This is a genomic window from Paenibacillus sp. EB106-05-06-XG162 (genome assembly GCF_058791655.1).
Window position 1 is genome coordinate 108206 of the sequence record NZ_JBYTDT010000011.1, and the last position, 23415, is coordinate 131620.

At 45.9% G+C, this 23415-nt stretch carries 20 protein-coding genes, 1 pseudogene and 1 riboswitch; of the genes and pseudogenes, 13 read left to right on the forward strand and 8 right to left on the reverse strand.

Annotation, left to right across the window (positions count from 1 at the left end):
* Positions 1 to 472: 472 nt before the first annotated feature.
* A complete protein-coding gene (gene cysK / locus AC3WU2_RS21235) occupies positions 473 to 1408 on the reverse strand; it encodes a cysteine synthase A (protein ID WP_018757621.1) in 936 nt (311 codons plus the stop codon).
* 305 nt (positions 1409 to 1713) lie between these two features.
* Between cysK and AC3WU2_RS21240 the strand changes: the two genes are divergently transcribed.
* The 9 genes from AC3WU2_RS21240 (at position 1714) to AC3WU2_RS21280 (ending at position 12023) form a co-directional block, all read left to right on the forward strand.
* Complete coding sequence (locus AC3WU2_RS21240; protein WP_492457038.1) at positions 1714 to 3318, forward strand: S-layer homology domain-containing protein; 1605 nt, start codon at positions 1714 to 1716, stop codon at positions 3316 to 3318.
* A 149-nt stretch (positions 3319 to 3467) separates the two neighbouring features.
* The gene (locus AC3WU2_RS21245; RefSeq protein ID WP_492457039.1) at positions 3468 to 4763 is read left to right on the forward strand and encodes a sugar ABC transporter substrate-binding protein; all 1296 of its coding nucleotides are present in this window, start codon (positions 3468 to 3470) and stop codon (positions 4761 to 4763) included.
* A 37-nt stretch (positions 4764 to 4800) separates the two neighbouring features.
* Complete coding sequence (locus AC3WU2_RS21250) at positions 4801 to 6117, forward strand: sugar ABC transporter permease (RefSeq protein WP_492457040.1); 1317 nt, start codon at positions 4801 to 4803, stop codon at positions 6115 to 6117.
* Positions 6118 to 6951: a sugar ABC transporter permease gene (locus AC3WU2_RS21255; protein WP_492457041.1), complete on the forward strand. Its 834-nt coding sequence runs from the start codon at positions 6118 to 6120 to the stop codon at positions 6949 to 6951.
* Between the two features lie 95 nt (positions 6952 to 7046).
* Complete coding sequence (locus AC3WU2_RS21260) at positions 7047 to 7961, forward strand: LacI family DNA-binding transcriptional regulator (RefSeq protein WP_492457042.1); 915 nt, start codon at positions 7047 to 7049, stop codon at positions 7959 to 7961.
* A 26-nt stretch (positions 7962 to 7987) separates the two neighbouring features.
* The gene (locus tag AC3WU2_RS21265; protein ID WP_492457043.1) at positions 7988 to 9331 is read left to right on the forward strand and encodes an alpha/beta hydrolase; all 1344 of its coding nucleotides are present in this window, start codon (positions 7988 to 7990) and stop codon (positions 9329 to 9331) included.
* A gap of 2 nt (positions 9332 to 9333) precedes the next feature.
* The gene (locus AC3WU2_RS21270) at positions 9334 to 10662 is read left to right on the forward strand and encodes an alpha/beta hydrolase (RefSeq protein ID WP_492457044.1); all 1329 of its coding nucleotides are present in this window, start codon (positions 9334 to 9336) and stop codon (positions 10660 to 10662) included.
* A 28-nt stretch (positions 10663 to 10690) separates the two neighbouring features.
* Entirely contained in the window at positions 10691 to 11212 is a 522-nt protein-coding gene (locus AC3WU2_RS21275; RefSeq protein WP_492457045.1) for a hypothetical protein, read from the forward strand.
* Positions 11213 to 11315: 103 nt separating this feature from the next.
* The gene (locus AC3WU2_RS21280) at positions 11316 to 12023 is read left to right on the forward strand and encodes a DUF421 domain-containing protein (protein ID WP_492457046.1); all 708 of its coding nucleotides are present in this window, start codon (positions 11316 to 11318) and stop codon (positions 12021 to 12023) included.
* A 41-nt stretch (positions 12024 to 12064) separates the two neighbouring features.
* Here the strand turns inward: AC3WU2_RS21280 and AC3WU2_RS21285 are convergent, their stop codons facing one another.
* The gene (locus tag AC3WU2_RS21285; protein ID WP_492457047.1) at positions 12065 to 13120 is read right to left on the reverse strand and encodes a glycosyl hydrolase family 18 protein; all 1056 of its coding nucleotides are present in this window, start codon (positions 13118 to 13120) and stop codon (positions 12065 to 12067) included.
* A gap of 133 nt (positions 13121 to 13253) precedes the next feature.
* Between AC3WU2_RS21285 and AC3WU2_RS21290 the strand changes: the two genes are divergently transcribed.
* Both AC3WU2_RS21290 and AC3WU2_RS21295 read left to right on the forward strand, forming a co-directional pair.
* Positions 13254 to 13685: a CBS domain-containing protein gene (locus tag AC3WU2_RS21290; RefSeq protein ID WP_492457048.1), complete on the forward strand. Its 432-nt coding sequence runs from the start codon at positions 13254 to 13256 to the stop codon at positions 13683 to 13685.
* On the forward strand, positions 13686 to 13868 hold the full coding sequence (locus AC3WU2_RS21295; RefSeq protein WP_492457049.1) for an H-type small acid-soluble spore protein: 183 nt from the start codon (positions 13686 to 13688) through the stop codon (positions 13866 to 13868).
* Positions 13869 to 13921: 53 nt separating this feature from the next.
* Here AC3WU2_RS21295 and mgtA read toward each other — a convergent pair whose 3' ends face one another.
* From mgtA to AC3WU2_RS21315, 4 genes and pseudogenes are all read right to left on the reverse strand, one after another.
* Complete coding sequence (mgtA, locus tag AC3WU2_RS21300) at positions 13922 to 16555, reverse strand: magnesium-translocating P-type ATPase (RefSeq protein ID WP_492457050.1); 2634 nt, start codon at positions 16553 to 16555, stop codon at positions 13922 to 13924.
* A gap of 343 nt (positions 16556 to 16898) precedes the next feature.
* A riboswitch (M-box (ykoK) riboswitch) is annotated at positions 16899 to 17073 on the reverse strand.
* Between the two features lie 140 nt (positions 17074 to 17213).
* Positions 17214 to 18146, reverse strand: coding sequence for a glycine betaine ABC transporter substrate-binding protein (locus tag AC3WU2_RS21305; RefSeq protein WP_492457051.1), 933 nt, complete (start codon positions 18144 to 18146; stop codon positions 17214 to 17216).
* A 41-nt stretch (positions 18147 to 18187) separates the two neighbouring features.
* Positions 18188 to 19013: pseudogene (locus tag AC3WU2_RS21310) on the reverse strand (ABC transporter permease); the annotation flags it as partial.
* Positions 19003 to 20205, reverse strand: coding sequence for a quaternary amine ABC transporter ATP-binding protein (locus AC3WU2_RS21315; RefSeq protein WP_492457052.1), 1203 nt, complete (start codon positions 20203 to 20205; stop codon positions 19003 to 19005). The gene AC3WU2_RS21315 and the pseudogene AC3WU2_RS21310, both read right to left, overlap by 11 nt.
* A gap of 362 nt (positions 20206 to 20567) precedes the next feature.
* Between AC3WU2_RS21315 and AC3WU2_RS21320 the strand changes: the two genes are divergently transcribed.
* Both AC3WU2_RS21320 and AC3WU2_RS21325 read left to right on the forward strand, forming a co-directional pair.
* Entirely contained in the window at positions 20568 to 21119 is a 552-nt protein-coding gene (locus AC3WU2_RS21320) for a GbsR/MarR family transcriptional regulator (RefSeq protein ID WP_492457053.1), read from the forward strand.
* A gap of 177 nt (positions 21120 to 21296) precedes the next feature.
* Positions 21297 to 21971, forward strand: coding sequence for a DUF559 domain-containing protein (locus AC3WU2_RS21325; protein ID WP_492457054.1), 675 nt, complete (start codon positions 21297 to 21299; stop codon positions 21969 to 21971).
* 96 nt (positions 21972 to 22067) lie between these two features.
* Here AC3WU2_RS21325 and AC3WU2_RS21330 read toward each other — a convergent pair whose 3' ends face one another.
* Both AC3WU2_RS21330 and AC3WU2_RS21335 read right to left on the reverse strand, forming a co-directional pair.
* A complete protein-coding gene (locus tag AC3WU2_RS21330) occupies positions 22068 to 22964 on the reverse strand; it encodes an IS3 family transposase (RefSeq protein WP_492457055.1) in 897 nt (298 codons plus the stop codon).
* 35 nt (positions 22965 to 22999) lie between these two features.
* The gene (locus AC3WU2_RS21335) at positions 23000 to 23323 is read right to left on the reverse strand and encodes a transposase (protein ID WP_492457056.1); all 324 of its coding nucleotides are present in this window, start codon (positions 23321 to 23323) and stop codon (positions 23000 to 23002) included.
* Between the last annotated feature and the right edge of the window lie 92 nt (positions 23324 to 23415).

A 23415-nucleotide genomic window follows, 5' to 3' on the forward strand; every position in this document is an offset into this window, starting at 1 on the left:
ATCACTGAAAAGCGCCAAATTCGCCGATTTTGATTTTTATTCATAAATGTGATAGAAAGTACAAATATCAAATATTCGTCACAATTGAAAGCGGTAAATCACGGTTTTTTGGAAGTAATGACCAGAAAAAATGAGGTATTCATGAGAAAATAAGCGAAAATGAGAGGAAAAAGAAGTTAAAATTTTGACTATTACGTGTCTGATCTGTGATCAAAATAAGGCGGCAGCAGGATCTGTTTGGCATTGGATGGTGTTTTCTAATAAAAGGAAATTTGAAATATCGCCTAAAATCTCCGATTTTCTTCGTTTTTCATTTTTGAATTTTTTGTGACGAAATTCACAATATGTGAACAAATAAAGACCATGCCAGGCACATGCCCAGTATGGTCTCCTTCCATTTATCATTGTCGAGTCCCCCTCAAAGTACCTGAATCAGCTTCGAAGTCAAGTCCTCACTTTGTGGGGTTATCTTTTATTCTTCATCAAATAATGGCGTGGATAGGTAACGTTCACCTGTATCTGGTAGAACCACGACGATGTTCTTGCCTTTGTTCTCAGGACGTTTAGCGACGAGCATTGCAGCATAGGCAGCAGCACCAGAAGAGATGCCGACGAGCAAGCCTTCACGTTTCGCGAGAATGCGTGCGGTATTGATCGCTTCGTGATTTTTGACGGTAATGATCTCATCAACCACTTCTGCTTTGAAGTTTCCTGGAACGAATCCTGCGCCAAGACCTTGAATCGCATGGAGGCCACGTTTGCCGCCAGAAAGAACAGCCGAGTCAAAGGGCTCAACAGCGATGACTTGAATGGCAGGGTTTTTGGCTTTGAGCGCTTCGCCTACACCGCTAACCGTACCTCCTGTACCCACGCCTCCAATAAAGATATCGACTTGACCATCCGTATCCCGCCAGATTTCCTCCGCCGTCGTCTTGCGATGAATGGCAGGGTTCGCAGGATTATCGAACTGCTCCGGAATGAATGCGCCGGGGATTTCCTTGGCTAGCTCATCCGCTCTGCGAATAGCTCCGGTCATGCCTTCTGTAGCAGGGGTTAGTACGAGTTCTGCGCCGAGCGCTTTGAGCAATTTTCTCCGCTCAATACTGAACGTCTCTGGCAAAGTAATGATGAGTCTGTAACCGAGAGCGGCTGCCGCAAAGGCAAGTCCGATCCCCGTGTTCCCACTCGTGGATTCAATAATGACTGAATCGGGTTTTAGCAATCCGCGCTCCTCGGCATCCTTGATCATCGCGAATCCAATACGGTCTTTGACACTACCCGCAGGGTTGAAGTATTCGAGCTTCGCAATAATTGACGCTTCTAGTTGGTGTATTTTATTGTAGTTGGACAATTCCAACAACGGTGTATTGCCAATAAGTTCCGTTAAGTTTTTATAGATATTCGGCAATGCAATTCCCTCCAAAATATGTTCAAATATAAGAATTTATAAGTTTCACGAATAAACTGTTCTTATATTTCTCGCTTAAACGCTTATTGTCCTATAGAGGACGACGAAGTCGCTTATGCTTGTTCCTATAAGATTAATCGGTTATATAACCGTATCATGAATGCGTTCAAAACACAATTTTAGCGGTGCGGAGACAGGTTTTCTTCGTGATTACCATTATTTATATATTGTCCCATATCATTCACGGATGTCATGATAATTATGCGAATCTATCAAATTTTGCTAGTGAAGGAGATGAAGTGTGGATGAGTGTTTCAAAATACATAAAGGGTGCGGTGATTGGGCTTTCCATTGCTGCAGTCACGTTAACGAGCATACCGAAGATGGAAGCGGAAGCGGATAGTCATCGATTCGCTATGTCTTATATTTATTTTGGTAAGCCGGATCAATATCTTCAAGCCGTGAACCAGACCAAGGGCAGTCTGGATATGGTATCGCCGAGTTATTTTGATTTGAACGAGAATGGTTCCTTGAAGTTGACTGAAGCGGTGGATCCGAAGTTTGTTGCGGAGATGCACAAGCAAGGGATGAAGGTCGTCCCGTTCCTAAGCAATCACTGGGATCGGAAGTTGGGCGTTGCTGCGCTATATAATCGAGAAGCATTAACGAAGCAAATTGCTGAGGCGATAGAGAAATATAACCTAGACGGTGTAAATGTCGACATTGAGAATGTCACAGAGAAACAGCGTGATGATTATACTGCCTTCGTGAAGATGCTTCGTGCAGCCATTCCTGCCCATAAAGAGGTCTCGGTCGCTGTAGCGGCGAACCCAGATGGTTGGGATACGGGGTGGCATGGGTCCTACGATTATGCCGAGCTCGCGAAGGTAAGTGATTATCTCATGATCATGACGTATGATGAGAGCTATGAGGGCGGAGATCCTGGTCCTGTTGCAAGCTTACCATTTGTACAGAAATCCATTGCGTATGCGCTTAAGCATGTGCCAAGCGACAAGATTGTGATGGGGATCCCGTTCTACAGTCGTTACTGGAAATCGGATGGCAGCATTCAAGGGCTTGGAATTCAGAACACGGTTGTAACCAGTCTCATTGAGAAATACAACGGGAAAGTTGTCTTTGATGCTGCGAGTCAATCGCCGAAAGCGACCTTCACGATTCCAGCCGGTGATCCGGGAACAACGGTCCATGGGAAGCGAATCACAGCAGGCAATTATACGGTCTGGTATGAGAATGAGCAATCGATTAAGGCGAAGCTGGGTCTTGTCCAGAAGTACAATCTGAAAGGCGCAGGCAACTGGAGTCTGAATGAAGAGTCCGGCAACACGTGGGATTATTATTCGACCTGGCTGAACAATTCTTCATATCTGGATACGATCGGCCATTGGGCAGACGCATCTATACAATTTGTATCGGATAAAGGATGGATGACAGGGACGGGGAATCGGCTTTTCCAGCCTAAAACGCCATTAACGCGCGCACAAGCGGCATCCGTACTCGTACGAATGTCAGGCGCGAAACTGCAAGCAGGGAGCCAGACCACCTTGTTCAAAGATGTTCCATCGAACTATTGGGCAGCAGCGGACATTCAGATTGCGAAGCAGCGCGGACTGATTAACGGCTATGAAGACGGTCGATTCCTACCTAATCAATCCGTAACACGGGAGGAACTGGCTGTAATGCTGGCTAAGGTGCTGCAGCAGCCAACATCGTTGACCACTGCATCGTTCAAGGATGTGAGCAGCAGCCGCTGGTCGGCATCTGCGATCGCTAGCTTAGCACAACGCGGTGTCGTTAGCGGTTATGAAGACGGAACGTTCCGTCCGACACGTGCGGTGACACGTGCTGAACTGGCTGTGATGCTGCAAGCTGGAGCGTCAATGCAACCATAAATCATGGATAATAAGGGGCCTTCTAAGGCTCCTTTTTTTCATTTTGATATGGGTTGACATAACGAGGAAATTGAAGTTATCATATTACTGAAGTTACTTAAACGTTTCAGCACTTAAACGTTTAAGGTCCAAATGGAGGGGGCAAATACATGTCAAGACGGTTGATGATGACTGCAGTTATTGCTGTTCTTTTCAGTTTTTCATTTCTTGCTGCATGCGACAAGGCAGAGAACTCACCTGGGAAGGAAGAGCAGAGTAACGAAGCGCAACAACAAAGTAATAGCTCTGAAGGATTGCAGCCTGAACCAGGCGCAGAATTGCTTGTCTGGGAATCGAAAGGTCCTGAATTCGATTTTTTGAAAGCGATCTCAGTGGAATTTGAGAAGAAATACGGTGTGAAAGTAAAAGTCGAAGCGGTTCCGGCGATAGACAGTGTTAAGAAGCTGACGACAGACGGCCCGGCAGGAATCGGAGCCGATGTCTTCTCTGCACCGCATGATCAATTAGGAAATGCCGTTACGGCAGGTCTCATGCTGGAGAATGATGTGTTCGACGAGAAGACGACGAATGAATTTATGTCCAGTGCCATCAGCGGCGTCAAGTATCAAGGCGTGCTCTATGGCTTCCCGACGGCGATCGATACGTATGCGTTATTCTATAACAAGAAGCTGATGGATAAAGCCCCTCAAACCTATGAGGATATCATCAACTTCGCAGTGACCTATAATGATCCAGCCAATAAGAAGTTTGCCTTCATGTGGGATGTCGCACAGCTGTATCAATCCTATTCGTTCCTAGCGGGCTATGGTGGGTATATATTCGGCAATGAGGGTGCAGACGCGAATGATATTGGTTTGAACAATGTGAAAGCGATCGAAGGGGCGAAATTCCTACAGTCGCTTAAGCAAATTCTTCCGATTAACGTCAATGATATGAATGACAATATCATCACGGGTTTCTTCCAAGAGGGTAAAACGGCGGCAATCATTAACGGGCCGTGGCTGATTTCCAGTCTATCCAAAGACAACCTGGATTATGGAGTCGCACCGCTGCCACTGCTGCCGAATGGCGAACATCCGAAGAGCTTCTCCGGGATCAGAGCATTGTATGTCAATTCCTATACGAAGTATCCAGCTGCTGCGAAGCTGTTCGCTAGCTTTGCAACGAACAAGGAGAATTTGAAATTACGTTTCGAAATGACGACGCAGCTGCCACCGCGGAATGATCTAACGAATGATCCGATTCTGACGGAGAATCCGAATGCACTCGCATTCCTAGAGCAAGCGAAGTATTCTACTCCGATGCCTTCCATTCCGGAAATGGGGAATGTGTGGCAGCCGGCCAGCGCAGCAATTGCTTCGATCTGGAATGACAATCAAGACCCTGCGGCAGCCCTCAATAAGGCGGTAGAACAGATCAAAACGGCAATGAAAACGAAGCACTAAATGAATTTTTTAAATTATTTCTAAGGCGGTCTGCAGAATGCATGTAAACCTAGACGCTCGTCGCTATCGGACCAAAGCTGCTATTTTTTCCGCACTATTTATCGGGTTAGGACAGCTTTATAATCGGCAATATGTGAAGGGCTTCCTATGGATGGTCGTAGCCCAACTGTTCTTCTGGACGTATTATCCCATTGCCTTTAAAGGCATAACCGGCCTGATCACGTTAGGCGACGTGCCTTCACGAATCATGAAGGGGAAAGTGGTCCAAGGCGATCATTCGATCTTTTTGCTTATTAATGGACTTATCACCGTTGTGATCATTCTATTGTTCTTGGGCATGTACATCATGAATATTGTTGACGCGAAGAAAAATGGCGAGATTCGGGATGAAGGGGGCCAAGTGCTCGGATTTATTGCATCCCTGAAGAGGGCTAAATTTCGGAACTTTCCTTATTTACTCTTGCTGCCAGCCTCCTTCTTCGTACTATTCGTGACAGTCATGCCATTAGTCTTTAATGTATTGATTGCATTTACGAACTATTCGGCTCCGGATCATATTCCTGACCGTTCCTTGGTTGATTGGATCGGCTTCGCATCGTTCTACGATTTATTTACGCAAGAGGCATGGCGATCTACTTTTGTAGGCATTGCGGTATGGAACATCATTTGGGCTACCGTGTCTACCATTTCGGTTTTCTTAAGTGGTCTGATCCTCGCGATGATGGTGAATCATCCGAGAGTAAAGTTCAAGAAGTTCTGGCGCACGGCGTTCATCCTGCCATGGGCGGTTCCACAATTTATCTCGATCCTTGTATTTCGGGTGCTTCTGAATGGGTCGTTCGGTCCGATTAATGATCTGATTGTCAAACTTGGATTTTCGCCAGTACCTTGGCTCTCGGATCCAACCATGGCAAAAGTATCGATTATTCTTGTGAATCTGTGGTTCTCGACGCCATTTCTCATGGCGCTTATGTCGGGCGTGCTCACAACGATGCCGCGCGATCTGTACGAAGCTGCAGAGGTTGACGGTGCATCATGGAGGCAGAAGTTTAGCAAAATTACGCTTCCGCTTGTGCTCTTAGCTACTGCGCCCATATTGATTATGCAATTTGCGTTTAACTTTAATAATTTCAATTTGATTTATTTACTAACGGATGGTAACCCGAATCAACCGGATTACTTCTACGCCGGAAGTACGGATATTCTGATTTCGTGGATATTCAAAATGACGCTGAATCAGAGCCAGTTCAACATGGCTTCCGCTGTATCCATCATCATGTTTATACTCATAGCAGGGTTCTCTTTATGGAACTACAAGCGAATGAAGTCAAATCAAGAAGAGGATTGGGTCTAAATGTCTAAATTAAAAAGCAATTTAGTCGTCACAGGGATTTATATGGTATTTATCGTGCTGTTGATCACGACCATTTATCCAATGATCTGGGTTGTCGGAACCTCGCTCAATCCAGGGAATACCTTATTGGTCAGCAAGATGTTCCCGGACAATCCGTCGTTGCTGCATTATGTTGAGTTGATTCGGAATACCGATTTTATGCTATGGTTCGGCAATACACTTAAGATTGCTGTGGCGAATGCATTTCTATCGACCATCCTCGTTGCGATGACGGCATATGCTTTCTCCAGATTTCGATTCAAAGGACGGCAGCAGGGACTCATGACTTTGCTTGTTTTGCAGATGTTCCCGGGCTTCTTATCGATTATGGCGATCTTTGTGCTGCTGCTGCAGACCAAATTGCTCGATACGCATCTAGGGCTGATTCTCATCTATGTCGGCGGTTCGATTTCGATGGGGACTTGGGTGATGAAAGGTCATTTTGATACCATTCCTAGAAGTCTAGAGGAAGCTTCTTTTATCGATGGCGCGAGCAATAAAGATGCGTTTTTCCGAATTATTCTACCTTTATCCTTGCCGTCGATTACCTTTGTCGCCCTGAATAGCTTCATTACACCGTTCATGGACTTCATACTGCCGCAAATTGTATTGCGGTCATCGGAGAAAATGACGTTAGCGCAGGGGCTATACAGCATGGTCGCGAATGAGACCAATTCGAGTTTTACGGTATTCGCTGCTGGCGCGGTATTAGTGGCCTTGCCGATCACGCTCTTGTACATGTACTTCCAGAAGTATTTAATCCACGGCATGACAGCAGGCGCAGACAAAGGATAAATCTGACCCTCTCATGACTTGCAAAATTGACTCTGAAAAGGCAGTATGCTTAAATTAACTTAAACGTTTAAGTCATGGTGAGAGGTCGGATTCATATGAAAAAAACTACGATTAAAGATATTGCGAAAGCAGCAGATGTATCCATAGCAACCGTGTCTTACATTCTGAATGATGTGAAGACACAATCCATCTCGGATGAAACCCGTGTCAAAGTGCTCAAAGTCGCGCAGCAGCTGAAGTATGTGGCGAACCGTTCTGCTCAATCGTTAAAGATCAAGAAAACAGGACTGATGGGTATTCTGTTGTTCAAGGACGCCTATCAAAGCCCTGGATCGGCCTTGAAATATGCCAAGACGATCTACAAGCTGGAGGAGCTGTGCAGAAATCTCGGATATCATGTGATTTTTATGCAATTGGACAGCGCATCCTTATCCTATAAGGTCATTATGGAACGGAATTTGGATGGTGTGTTCTTAATTAATGCGGATCGGGAGAAATTCTATGCGATCTCGAATCAATTTGGGTTCGGGATTCCGGTATTCGTCATCGATAGCTATATCGAAGATTCGTTGTTTCACAAAATTATGCCGAACTTCGGGCAAGGCTTTGCAGCGGCCCAGACGTTACTGGGGCAAGCGCCGGAGTTTCTCGTGATGGATGCCTATAACAATACAGAATTAAGAGAAGTCATCAAGCAGCAATCGGGATTGGACGAAGATCGAATTTATGTCTATGAAAATCGTGATGGGATGCAAGCTTTTTTATCAAAGTTTGCGGGTAAGCCTGGGATCGTAATCAACGAGTTCTTGGCGAATGGAGCATGGAAGACGCATAAGAATCTGGTGGCATGCTGTACATCCCATTGCGAGGAGTTATTTCCGGACGACATGATGAAGATATCATTTAATCTCAATGGCTACACGGAAGTTGTTAATATGATGGACAGTTATATTAATGATGCGGCGTATGTCAAAGAGGAGAAGTTTTTCTTATTGACCGCCACATCATGATTCTTATGTGGTGAGGAGAATGCGGAGTGGATGTTTCGCGGTTCATACAACTTAAAAATTTCGAATCGAAGATATTAAAGAATACGAGAGAAGTGTTCATATATTTGCCGCCAAGCTATAACCTGAATGATCAAGAGCGGTATCCAGTCTTATATATGCATGACGGTCAGCATGTTTTCTTCGCGGATCAGAAGGGCGAATCCTGGGATGTGCATACGGCCGTAGATCGGTTGGTTGCGGAAGGGAAAATGAGAGAAATCATTGTGGTCGCGATCTCGCATATTGAAGATGCTAGAATTGCCGAATATATGCATGCGAATCCGCAAGGACATAATATTTTTGGCACAACCAATCAAGGGGAATTATACGAGGAATTTCTCGTTCGAGAAGTAAAGCCCTACATCGATACAACCTACCGTACGTTGCCGGGTAGAGAGCATACAGCGCTCATGGGCTCGTCAGCTGGAGGATTAGTGTCCTACAATATTGGATTTCGAAAATCGGATATATTCGGCATGATCGGCGCGTTATGTCCTTTCTTTGTCAGTGTTGACCCGAATACGATGGAAGACCGCTGGTTAAGCCATGTGTACACGGAGAAGAAGGATTTGAAGATATGGATGGATGTCGGCGATGCTGAAGGCTTTACCGTGATGGAGAAGCATGTGCGCCAGGTGGCGGATATCCTGATCAACACGGGTTATCAGCCTGGTGAGGACTTGATGTATTACTATGCCGTAGACTCCGGTCATTCGCAGAAAGATTGGGCAGCTAGAGTTCACGCGCCGCTCCTTTACTTTTTCGGGGAGATTGGCAAGCCGATCCGTGTGGAATTGCATGGGCCTGAGACGGTTGGGCTGCAAGGGGCTAAGCGTAATTTAAATGCGATCGTTCACTTCGACAGTGGTTTTATGATGACCGATTTACAGGGGACCTATGAAGTGGCTGATCCTGAACTGCTGGATGTGACGGTGGATGGAAGACTCCTTGCCAAGAAAATAGGGCAGACAAAGGTGACCTATCACTATGCGCATTTGACGGCTTCGTTAGAGCTGAGCGTTATCCCTCATCTGTCCCCGACCGCTACTGTGAATGTCTTCGTGAAAGTGCCGACTACGACGCCGCAGACGGATTCCTTATATGCAGGCATTGAATTGCCGATGATTCATAATCGACTCTTCGGAGGCACGTTCGAAGTACCGCGAGATATGTCTTTCGAATTCCGTATTTCCAGAGGACTGGGTAAGCACGAGACGGATCGCTATGGCCACGAGGTCCCTTATCGCAAATTTACGGTCACGGATGGGTTAATCCTGAATTACGTCGTGGAGAATTGGGTGGATTGTGTACCAGCGAGGGAGGTGCAATAAAGATGAAGCATCGTTCAAGCATGCTTAGAATTGAAGGTTTCTATTCGTCTTATCTAGATAATCAAAGAGATTTGTTTGTCTATCTGCCGCCTAGTTATGACCAAGACTCAAGTAGACGGTATCCGGTGCTGTATATGCATGATGGTCAGAACATTTTTCATCCGGCATTTAACGGGTATTCATGGAACGTCCAGGAGACCATCGATCAGTTGGTTCAGGATAACAAGATGGAAGAAATCATTGTTGTCGGCATCTCCAATATGGGCATGGAGCGGTCGAATGAATTTACCCACGATATGGACGGCATACGCTATCTGGATGATAAGGTTGATATTCGGCCATTGGGGCACTTGTATGAGAAATTCCTCATCGAAGAGGTAAAACCTTATGTCGACAGGATTTTTCGTACAAAACCAGGTGCCGAGCATACCGCATTGATGGGCTCTTCCCGTGGGGGACAGGTCACATATCATATCGGGCTTCGCCGTCCAGATATTTTCAGCAAGCTCGGCATTATCTCACCGTATTTGTATTACGTCGATCCGCTGACATTGGAGGAATTCCCGCAATATCACTCTTTTCAGAGCAAGCAGCCGATTTCCCGCATCTGGATCGATTTGGGCAGCAGCGAAGGCCTGCTGATTATTGAGAAGCATGTGCGCGAAGCGGCCGAGAAGCTGGTGGAGCTCGGATATGAAGCAGACAACGAACTGCTCTATCTGTACGCGCCCGAAGCGGCTCATGTAGAGAAGGATTGGGCGGCAAGATTGATTTCACCGCTCATTCATTTCTTTGGAGATAAGGGAAAGGCACGTGCAATTACTTTACACGGTAACGATGAGGTGGGCATGATGGGTATGAAGAGCCGACTCAATCCGATTGTCGAGATGGAGAATGGGCTTCAGATGACCTTGTTGCGTGCAGATTATCAAGTCTTGAATCCTGAAATACTCGATGTTCGGGCGGATGGTACCCTTGTTCCGAAATCTACAGGAGAAACTACGGTCACCGTGCAATATCAGGGGCTTCAAGCGAGCAGAACCATTCGAGTTATTCCGGAGACCCCAGAACATGTAACGCTGGACATCATCGTTCACGTTCCGCCGAACACGCCGGAGGTTGTTAGGATCTACGCGTGGTTTCCATTGGCTGATGCGGGTCATGGAACGTATACGAATCATTTGCGTCTTCCTCTGCACACGGAGCTTGTGTTTCAAGTGACAAGAACGGATGGGCGTATCGAGTTAGATCGGAATGGGAATCCGGTAGAGCACAAATATAAGGCTGCTGCTAATGGGACCGTCGAAATATATGTAGAGCGATGGTCTTAGGTGAGCAACAGAAAAGGAAAGATAGAACATGAGAAAAGTACTCATAGGATTGATTTGCAGCGTGATTTTATTCTCAGGGGCTGCGTATGCGGCGTCGAGCTTACCGGCGAAGGGTGAACAGCCTAAAGCCAAGGCTAGCAGTAAGCAGATTTACAATTTTCAGAAGTTACCCATCACGCAAAAAATAAACGATGTCGAGGTTACGATTCATGCCGTGAGGTTGACGGAAGAGACGACGGATTTCGAAATCACGATCAAGAACAACACGGATGATGAGACGATTACACCGGAATTGGTTCATAGCATCGCAGGTGCGAATGTTCAGATCCAAGGTAAAACCAAGGAAACAGTGGGCATATCAGATAATCCCGACTTTGGCGATAGCGCGATCAAACCGAACAAAGAAAAGTATGGTTGGTTAAGCTATAAAGCCCTATCAGATAAAAAGGTTAGAAATATGACGTTAAGCTTTTCTGTAGAGGGGAAAAACAAACAGAGAAAGTTCTCCTTCTATATCGATTGTAAAGATCTTAAATTCCGTGCGCTATAAATCCAATGACGAACATCTGGTAATATCTGTTTATTTCTCCATGGTTATGGGCATATTAGCAGCATGCTTATAAGGTAAATGAACGGGATAAGGAGAATAAGAGATGAACCAGATGTTCGAGATTGTGATTCGATCAATAGCCTCCTTTGGAATTATGATGGTTATCGCTCGGATTTTAGGCAAAGCGACGATTTCACAGATGACCTATCACGATTTTGTTGCAGCGATCACACTCGGTGCGATAACCGCCAATCTTGCATTTAATGTGAAAATGAACGGTTGGCAGCTGCTCGTTTCGCTATTTATTTTCGGCAGTATTGCTTATTTGTTCCTTGTGCTGGCAATGAAAAACCGGACGATTCGCAAATGGATCTCCGGTCAGCCGACAATCATTATTCAAGAAGGGCAAATATTAGAGAACAATATGCGAAAGATGAAATTTACGCTCGATACCTTAAATCAGGAGCTGCGCGAAAAAAATATATTCAATATCGAAGAAGTCGAATATGCGGTGTTGGAACTGAACGGCAAATTGTCCGTGCTGCGCAAAGAGGAGTATCTGCCTGTCACGCGTAAAGATTTCAAGATGAAAAGCAAGAAGCAATCCTTTCCGACTGAGCTCATTATGGATGGTGAACTTATTGACGATAATCTGAAATTGAGCGACGTAAATAAGGAATGGCTCTTGCAGCAAGTGAAGAAGCGAGGCCTCACGGTTAAAGATATCAATTACGCGGTGAAAAGCTCGAACGGCCATTTGTTCTTGGATCCTTATACGGATCAGATTAAACATCCAATCGACAAGGAATAGCCCAAAGGAACGAGCTTTGCGTAATAAGCATTTTGTCGTTGTTACTTGCGGAATACATCCCAAATTTCTGGCGATTCTTGACCTATAAACCATATGGCGGTACCCCGTAACTTATATTGATCAACAAGGCCTAGTCGCTGTTGCATCGATTGTTCATCCTCAACCCATATTTGATGTTTTTTATTCTCTTCTGTATACTCGATAACATTTTGTTTGGATTGCGGATCCCATTTCTTCTTTAATCCTTTGTCCGCAATAATCTTCTTCACTTCGATTAAAGTAAGATCTTTTTGTTCGGTTTTTTGCGTTTTTAGATCGGTAACCCAATCTCTTGTGTAGAAGGGAACAGCAAGAATAACTTTGCGCGCAGGTACATCTCGCAATAATAGCTGGATCCCTTTCTCTACCCAAGGTAGAGATGCAACGGAACTGACTTTCCCTCCGCCGCCTAAATCCTCATCATACCCCATCATAATGATATAATCTGCTGCTTTGCCCAGTTCATGTCGATCAAAACTGCCAGACCAGAATGGATCAGGGTTCTCACGACTGACATCGACAGAGACGAGAATGCCGTGGGGATGAAGAGTCTCTTGAAGTTCTTGGATAAAGGATACATAGATTTTTTTATCCTTGATGTCTATATTTTCGAAATCAACATTAATCCCATCGATATCGTTATGAACGAGAATATTGCGCAGGCGATGAATCAGTTTTTCGCGTTTCTTCGTATTGCTTAGGACGAGATGCGTTAACTCGGGATCAAATCGATTACCGAACAATGGCCATACTTGGTGGCCTGATTGATGCGCCCAGCGGATGTACTTAGGGTCAACTGTTGATTGAACGAATTGCTCTGCCTCCAATCGGAACCAGCTAGGAGATACCACATTAAGGCTGGGGGCGGTATTGTTTTGTTCTATATACTTCTCGGTTGTACCGAAGGCATTCCATCCCAAGACGATGCGATTCCCGCAGTTCGAAGCTTGTTTCTGTTTGGGTGGTTGTGTTGGTGGGGGTGGCTGTGTTGAAGCATTACATGAGGTCAGTAGGATGACTGCGAAGAACAGCAGGGGGATGATAAAGCGTCGCATCATATAACAATCCCTTCATCAAATGATGTTTACGAATTGTATATTTCCCTTGCGGCCTCGTACGTACTCACTGGAATTCATCCGAATAAGAAGCACGGTTTCAGGCCATTCTAACCACTGAATAAGGAGGGATCTAATGAAAACTTTACGTGAGATTATGTCAACCGATGTTGAAACCGTTGCACCGGATCAGAACATTCATCAGATCGCAGTGATGATGGAGCAGAATGATATCGGTTTCGTCCCCGTTGTGAAAAATGACAAGCTGATTGGTGTCGTAACAGACCGCGATCTAGCGGTACGTGGATATGCTGCCAAGCGACCAGGCTCTGCACAGGCGGAAGAAGTGATGACGAAGAACATTGTCACAGCAACGCCGGATACAACCGTCGATGAAGCTGCCAAGATCATGTCACAAGAAATGATTCGCCGCTTAGCGGTCGTCGAGAACGGTAATCTTGTCGGTATTGTTGCAATTGGAGATTTGGCTATTGAGGATCATTACGATCATTTAGCCAGCGGTGCGCTAAGTGATATTTCCCAGCATACGGATGTGCCGCATCATTAAATGAATACACAAAGAGCTGTTGAAATTTCTGTATCACCGGTCATGGCAAATGTGATCTACGAAGGGGAGCGGGTATACATTCAGCATGTGAATGAAGAAAATAATATGGCAAGAATATACCCCCTTGATCATCCGCAACATGAGCAGAACGTTCCAGTACACATGCTTATTGAGCACGAATAACAAAAAAGCAGGCTGACGCTATAGTTTTATAGTCGTCAGTCTGCTTTTTTGTCTTATAGCCATTCGTTAAATCTACGGATATACCATTTTTTGACCCATTGCGTAAGCACGCAATAGCTGAGAAGTATCCCAACAAGCCAAGGGAAATAGCTCATTGGCAATGGTTGTAATCCGATACTGCTGCCAAAAGCGGAGAACGGGATGTAAATACCAACCATCATAATGACGCTTGTGAGCAATATAACAGGTAAGCTCGCCTTGCTCTGAATAAATGGAACTTTCTCTGTTCGAATCATATGCACGATTAATGTCTGCGATAAGAGCCCTTCGATGAACCAGCCGGATTGGAACAAGGATTGATCCCCTACAGTGCTAGCCGAGAATACATGGAACATGACGAAGAATGTGACATAATCAAAGATAGAGCTGATCGGTCCAATGAAGATCATAAATCTGCCGACGGATTTGGCATCCCATTTTTTCGGCCGCGCCAAGAATTCTTTATCCATGTGATCCCACGGAAGCGATAGCTGTGAGATATCATAGAACAGGTTCTGAATTAGCAGATGAATTGGTAGCATTGGCAAGAATGGCAAGAAAATACTAGCGCCGAGCACGCTGAACATATTGCCGAAATTGGAGCTTGCGGTCATCTTGATATATTTGATGATATTGCCGAATGTTCTACGGCCTTCGATCATGCCTTTTTCCAGGACCATCAAACTTTTTTCGAGCAAAATAATGTCTGCCGATTCTTTCGCAATATCGACAGCCGTGTCCACAGAAATCCCAACATCGGCATCTTTGAGTGAAGCGGCGTCGTTGATGCCGTCACCCATGAACCCGACGGTATGTCCCTTGCTCTGAAGTGCTCTGACGATTCGCGATTTTTGCATCGGATTGAGCTTGGCGAACACGGTTGTCTGCTCAGCCAAATTGGCGAGCTGGTCCTCGGAGAGCTGATCGATATCGTTTCCTAGGATGATTTGGCCAGTTTCCAGTCCCACTTCTTGGCACACTCTGCGTGTGACCGCGGCATTATCGCCTGTAAGCACCTTGACAGCAACGCCGTTTTCATGCAACGCCCGAATTGCAGTTGCGGCACTTTCCTTTGGCGGATCCAGGAACCCAATGTAACCGACAAGGATCATATCGCTCTCGTCCTGCACGCCATATGGATCCTGCTTCGGTGCAGATTTCTTCATCGCAACGGCAATAACTCGCAGTCCATCCATATTTAAATTGTCCACAAGCTTTTTAACGTTGTCAGTCATCTCCACTGTAAGCGGAACGATTTCTTGATGGTCCAGTGCATAGGTACAATGAGTTAGTATTTCTTCCATCGCGCCTTTGCAGATCAAGATATGTCCATTGCCGCTTTTCTCTAATACGACAGACATCCGACGCCGGTTGAAGTCGAACGGAATTTCATCGATTTTCATGTAGTTATCCGCCACTCCAAGCACATCAGACAACTCCGCATGCTCCAGCACGGCGACATCAAGCAAATTTTTTAATCCCGTCTGATGGTAGCTGTTCAAGTAGGCGTACTTCAATACTTCCTCATCATCATTGCCATAGATATCGAGATGCCGTTTGAGGATGATTTTATCTTTCGTCAGGGTGCCTGTTTTGTCAGTACATAGAATGTTCATCGCGCCGAAGTTCTGAATGGCGTTGAGTTTTTTAACAACAACCTGATTGCGAGCCATAACGGCAGCACCTTTCGCTAGATTGGCTGTTACAATCATCGGAAGCATTTCAGGTGTTAAGCCGACGGCGACGGATAGACCGAAGAAGAAGGCCTCCATCCAATCGCCTTTGGTAAAGCCATTGATGAAGAAGATAATAGGGACCATCACGAGCATAAAACGAATGATGACGAAGGTTACACTATTGACTCCTTTGTCAAAGCTTGTCATTGGGCGCTTGCCGACTAAAGTTTTCGTCATCGAGCCAAAATAGGTGGATGTGCCTGTCGATACGACGATAGCTGATGCAGTACCACTTATAATGTTCGTTCCCATATAGCACATATTCGGAAGTTCAAGCGCATTAATGGGACGATGTGTCCGTTTCTTGATGATATTTCCCCGTGACAGGGTATCTTGTTTCTCAACGGGTAAGGCTTCTCCCGTCAGTGCAGATTCGGCAACGAACAAATCTTTAGACGCAATCAGTCTAACATCCGCTGGAACCAGATCTCCTGCCGAGAAGTGAATCAAATCGCCGGGCACGAGCTGCTCCATATCGATTTCTTGTTTGACGTGATCCCGTGTGACGGTAACCGTTGTTTTGACCATGGCTTTCAGTTTCTCAGCCGTTCGAATCGAGCGGAATTCTTGCGTGAACGTGATAAGGACACTGATCGATACCATGGTGCTGATAATGAGGACGGCTACGGTATCATTCGTACAATATGAGAAAAGATCAAGGCCGAGCAGAATGAGAATGAATGGGTTCTTGAAGCAGGATAGCAGCTGAATGAACCATGCAGGTGGCTTATCATGCGCAATTTGATTTTTGCCGATCTGTTCTAATTTAAGTGAAGCCTCGGATTCTCTGAGTCCTTGTGTATTTGAATTCAGATCCTCCATTAAGTCGTCCAAGTGGCATGTTGATGCCTCGATAAGCCGTGATGCGATTTCTTTGTTCCATGTTTCTACATTTGTTTTTTGTTGTTTCATCGGTCATCCCTCCAATTACTGCACAATGATTGTGCTATACATAGGCATTAAAAAAGCTCTCCCCGGGATGAGGGAGAGCCGCCCGATTAAGCGTGATGTCATTCGCTTACAGTTCACATACGCATCGTTAAATAGACCTGCCCTAATGCTAGGGAACGCCGAGAACGAACGCATGGAGTATAAATGTGAGCGATGAGAACATCGTTCTCCCTCATTGTACGAAGATTATGACTGTAACAATTACAACTCGGACTACCGTCCATGTGGAAGTTCCCCCCTAGTTTCAAATGAAAACAAAAAACCCTCTAGCAGGACTAGAGGGTTTAAGGACGCGCAAATAAACATCCGTTCCCCCTAGTCGAGTTTTGGCACTATACAACGTAAAGAGATGGATACATCTCTTAGCCACCTTATGAAAAGCCTTAATCCGGCAATCCCTGTTCTACCCATTGGCATCTTTCGATGTTTCCGGGCAGTGGCCTGTATTTGTATAGGAGCCTCACCTAACGAGGACATATGAATACTTCCGAATGATACTCCCGATGAAAGGAAGTGTCAAACCTTTTTTTTACTTCATATCGATTATTTTACATCATTTTATGTTGCATGATTGAACTTGCTACATGAAATCAGCCTATCTTATTAAGCCTGCTTTTGCTTACGAATGCAAATCTTCAATAGAGTTGATATTCATATAGGCTGGTACAACAAATCCCGTCTTCACACCGGTCATATTCGGTCCGAGATCATCGAGCTTATCCTTATACTTCGCCCAGTAATCCGCATGTGTTAATGGCAGCCATGCCGCAGCCGAGACATCGACATCGCCATTCGCTACACCCGTGAACATGGGTCCAGCCTCGACTTGTAAGGCGTTAACCTTATATCCAAGCTTGGTCTCAAGCACATATTTGAGTAGATTTGTGCTGGCAATCTCTGAATCCCATGCGACATATCCGATTTTTATCGAATCGCCTTTGACCGGCTGAAGCCCTTCAATCCATGGTTTAATGCGCCCTGGATTGGCTTCGGCCCATTTTTTTGCTGCGTCAGCAGGTGAGACCCCTTCTTGAATGGCAGTCATGATCTGACCCATCTCTTCCGGTGTCCATTCGAATCGATCCAGAAAGGTATACGCGACAGGGTGATCCTTCTTTAAGCCTTTACGGGCAATGGTATGGATTTCTTCCGCTTCTCCGAAAGATTTTTTTGGATCCTCCAAATATTTGAGCTCATATTTCGAGAACATCCAATGCGGTGTCCATCCCGTAATAATGATGGGGCTTTGCTGCTTAATGGCTTTATCAAGCGTAGCAGTCATGGCTGCACCTGATCCTTCCACAAGACTCCAATCCGTTAATTGATAATCCTGGAGGGCTTTATGCGCCGCCTTCATAATCCCTGCACCGGGATCAATTCCAATAATCTGATAGTTCGTCTGTGCCCCTACGGATTCATCGGAAGTTATTGATTTATTGCTCTTCGGTATAGTCTCACCTAATGTTCGTCGGTCTGGATTAAGACAACCCGATAGCAATGTGACCATCAGGAGACTAACCAGAACGACTTGGATCGTTTTTAAATTGCGCATGTCTGTTCACTCCTTTCGCGAATAGGAAGAGCGTACTTATCTCTTCTTCGTCTTGAATATATTCTGACTCAGACGGTCGAGCACAATCGCTAGAACAACAACGACAAGACCAGCCTCGAAGCCTTTACCGATCTGGAGCTGCGTAACGGCGCGATAGACTTCCGCTCCGATCCCTTGTGCTCCGATCATGGATGCAATAACGACCATAGATAGCGAGAGCATGATGGTCTGGTTCACGCCTGCCATGAGCGTTGGCATCGCCAAAGGCAATTGAACCTTGAATAACTTCTGAAATGCAGTCGATCCAAAGGCATTCGATGCCTCGACCAGTTCCTCCGGTACTTGCTTGATACCAAGCTGCGTTAACCGAATGGTAGGGGGGATGGAGAAGATAACCGATGCAATAACCCCAGGCACGACGCCAAGGCTGAAAAAGGTAACCGCAGGCAGTAAGTATACAAAGGCAGGCATCGTCTGCATGAAATCCAGAATCGGAATGATAATGCGAGATGCTGTACGATTGTAGGCTGTTAGAATGCCGATCGGTACCCCAAGTAAAATAGAGACGAGCCCGGACGTAATGACAAGGGCGAGACTATCCATCGTTTGAGTCCAATAGTCCAGGTTATAGATCAATAGGAATCCGACCATGGAGAAAAGTGCGAGCGGGATGCGGCCAGCCCAGTACGCAATGACCCCTAGAATGAGAATGAAAATAATCGGATGCGGGAGCAAGAACAGCCACGCAATAAAATCGACGACGGTTGCAATGATGAGTGAGATGGCATCGAATAGAACGGAGAGATGATCGCTCATCCATTCCACAAGACTCTGCACCCACTCCGCAATAGGAATTTTAGGCATGATCGGTCACCTCCTTTAAGTCGAAATCGCCGGCTAATGCACCGAGAAGCGCCCCACGGACAATGACGCCGAGCAATCGGTTATCACTGTCTACAACGGCCAGCGGTACTTTCGCAGAGCTGGTAATTTCGAATAACTCGCCAATCAAGCGTTCAGGCGTGACCTTCGGGCCGTCGGTGATCAGAATATCTTGGAGAGACTGATGATGCTTATAAGCGTTCGACGCATCTTCGGCCGTAATGACGCCGAGCAAATGCTTGGAGCGGTCAATGACGAAGAGGTTGGAGATACCGCGTTCACGCATGAGCTGTAGTGCCGTTCTTGGACCCCGATCGAGCGTGATTGTCTCGGGACGTCGCATCACATGGGAGGCGGTTAAGACTTTGGACAAGTCTACATCTTCTACGAAACGTTCTACGAACCGGTTCGCCGGCTGCATCAGAATTTCCTCGGGCGTACCGACTTGGACGACCGAACCTTCGCGCATGAGCGCAATCCGATCTCCGATACGCAAGGCCTCATCAAGGTCATGCGTGATGAAGATAATCGTCTTTTTCATTCGTAACTGCAGCTCCAGCAGCTCATCTTGCATATCCCGGCGGATGAGGGGATCAAGCGCGCTGAAGGCTTCATCCATGAGCAGCACTTCGGGATCGTTGGCGAGCGCCCGTGCGAGACCGACACGCTGCTGCATCCCGCCGCTGAGCTCATCGGGCTTCTTGTCTCCCCAACCTTTAAGACCGACGAGTTCTAATGATTGTAATGCTTTTTCTCGACGTGTCTTTTTATCGACCTTCTGGATTTCTAGCCCATACTCCACATTCTCTATGACGGAGCGATGCGGAAAGAGTGCGAATTTCTGGAATACCATGCTGATCGTCTTGCGGCGAACATGGCGGAGTTGTTCTTTGTTCATCTTCATCAGGTCTTTGCCATGCACGAGGATTTGACCGGATGTCGGCTCGATAAGACGGTTGAACATCCGTACGAGCGTCGATTTACCACTACCGGAGAGACCCATAATGACGAAGATTTCACCTTGCTGAATATCGAGATTGACGCGATTAACCCCGACCGTAATCTGCTTTTCTTTGGCAAGCTGTTGTTTGGTATAGCCTTGCTTCAGGAGAGCAACGCCTTGCTCCTGGTTAGGTCCGAACAGTTTAATCACATCTTTAATTTCTAATATAGCCATACGATTCACCCCTTTGAGTTGATAGGTAGCTTCGGTGCATGTATAATGTGCTACCCATTGTAACAGAGATAGTCACAATTGATCAACCGTAAATTCTGTATATTTGGTATGTACAGAAAAAACTGTACAAAGTATACTTGCTTGATATTCCCTGATTTTTCTTGATCTAATGCACACTTGCGGTCCTTTACATTTAATTTCCCTTTCCTTAAAATAGACAATGATCTGCCGTTTGGCATAAATCACAAACAGTACGGTATAACTATAATTACCAATATCATTCATAATAATGTAGCGAGATCATTGCAGGACGGAGAACGGAGCCTGCTTTATGATGGATTGAGAATAGGAGGTTACAAGCAATGAGCTTGGACCAGTTAAGTCAAGAGGAACAAAGCGCTGTGCTTCGCGTACGCAAACGTGTCATCGAGGCGATCGGGCGTAATATGGATTTATACGGCGTTACGTTATCTACCGGGCATTTGTACGGCCTTCTTTTTTTCGCGGACAAGCCGATGACCCTCGATGAGATGGGTCGGGAAATGAGTATGAGTAAAACAAGCATGAGTACCAGTATGCGTACGCTGCTTGATTTGAATATGGTGAATAAAGTGTGGGAGAAAGGCTCCCGCAAGGACCTCTATGAGGTGGAATATGATTGGTACCAGACGTTTACGGACTATTTTGCCATCGAGTGGCGCAAAGCGGTGGAGACGAACATCCAGATCATTCGGCGTTCGATTGAGGAGATCAGTCGGATGATGCGGGAGATTCCTGAAGATACGGCTATTCGCGGTGTTCTCGAAGTGGACAAGCGGAAGATGGAGGGTGCGGTTCGGTACTACACCTGGTTGAATCGATTGATTGACTGCTTAGAGAATGGGGACATCTATCAGTTGGTACCGAAGGAGTAGGCCGCAGTAAGTGGGTAGTTGAAATGATGTTGTGTGGCAGGTATGATGAAAGAAATCAAGATCACATTTAAGAATGAAATATGAAAGACATGACGAAGAACGTCTCTGCTTATCGATTGATAAGGTCAGGGGCGTTTTTTTTTTTTTTGTTGTGTACAGAAGCGGAGATGATGGAAATTGGATTTTGAAAAAGCGCATGAGGTTTGGCTGAACTCACATCTGAGACGACGATCGGGCGAGCGAAAAGGGCGATTGGAACGCGGGCATCAGCATGGAGAAGAGCTCTTTTTGCGCCAGGTATGGTGGCCTATATTAGGGAATCTAGAGAATCTACATCCGGAGTATGAAGTGATGGATTGGAGGGGAAGGTCGTATTTCGCGGATTTTGCTTGGATCATAGGCGAGCTGAAAATGATCATTGAGATTAAGGGGTTTGGCCCTCATGTTAGGGATATGGATCGTAAACGATACTGTCACGAACTGAATCGGGAGACATTTCTGCAAGCGATGGGGTATCGCATTATATCATTCGCCTATGATGATGTGGCAGATCGACCTGAGCTATGTATGACTTTGTTGCGCATGATCCTCAGTCGATACCATGCAGTTGTGGAATCGAATGATCTTGCGATGCGGGCTGAGAGAGAGGTGATTCGATTGGCGTTTCAGCTGGCACGGCCGATTCGGCCGAAGGATATTGAAACACAATTGCATCTGAACCACCGCACAGCAGTAAGCGTTCTGCGAGGTCTCTGCGCGCAAGGTTGGCTCACCCCAGTACGAAGCAGGGATGGGATCAGAGTGACGAAGTACGGTTTAGCCGCAAAATCGTTGAATGAGGTGATGTGGTGAGCGTGAATTAACTGCATAAACGGCTAGGCCCCCTAAATCCGGAGTCTTGCCCTACAAAAATTACTCATTCGTAGCATAGCTCTTTATTTCGAGCCATTACATCGCTTTATGAAATGCCGAGGAGTCCTCCAGCGTCTTGACCCACTTAGAAAATACCGTTGGAGGCATCCTCTTCAAGCTACCGTGCATTTTACGGTTATTGTAGAAATCCATGTACTTATCGAGTGCCTCACAAGCCTCTTCAAAGGTCATGAACTCTCTTTTACTGAATATATCGCGCTCTAACAGGCTGTGGAACGACTCAATATAAGCATTCATATTAGGCGTCCGTGGTGGGATGCGTTCATGGACGATGTCCAGGCACTCACACATGTCTCCAAACAGTTTGCTGACAAATTGCGGTCCATTATCTGTGCGGATCACAGGCTTCTCTTCATCCGGTATAACTCGACTCTGTAGTGCATAACAAAGCGTTTGGACGGCAAGCTTTGCCTCACATACCCGCCCCTTGTACTGTCCAACAACGACGCGATCAAACACATCGATGATGCTGAGCATAAAAAAGAAACGCTTCTGTTTGATGGCGTAGCCGTACTTAATATCCATTTGCCACAATTGGTTGGATCCTGTTACTACTTGGTTCTTCGGCAGTCTGCGTGGGTGCGTCTGTACTCGCTCCCGCGGTTTTTGGAGAATGCCTAGCTCTTTACATAGACGATACGACTTCTTTTTATTCAACTTAACGTTATGTTGGTCACGAATGCACTGCGCAAGAAGCTTGTAGCCATAAACATGCTCTTCGCCCTCGATGAGCTCAAGCAGCCATTCATTAATTTGTTCATCACTCACTACCTCACCCGTAAACGTATAAGAACATCCAGGTACTGGGCGGCCTCTCCGGCTTTTTGTGGAACGTTCCGGCCCTGGATTAACAGCTCTCTTTTTACGATCGTAATAAGTGGATTCTGAGATACCAAGGATACGCAGAACCAATGCTGCTCTTTCACCCCGCTTAATGAATGGTTCTGCTACTTCAAATTTTTCGGATAAGCAGGGTTTTTCTTTTTTAGTAACTCACGAAGAATCTCGATCTCGAGCTCCTTCTCACCAAGAACCTTAACCGCTTTTTCGTAACGTTCTTCCACTTCCTGCAGTCGCTGGAGCTCTTGCAAGTGCTCGTCTGTCACAGGTATCTCCTCTGGTGGAATGGTGTCACGGTGATCTCTAACCCATAAACGAATGGTTTCAGGATGGACGTCGTACATGCGGGCGAGCACCCCAACCTTAATACCAGATAGCGCCTCTCGAACAATTTTCATACGTATTTCCTCTTTCAGCCTCTTACCACCCATACCAAATCATCTCCCTTATTTCTATTCTAAATTATTTGGGTAGGGAGACTCCAATTTAATTAGGGGGCCTTGGAGTAAATGCAGTTAATTAG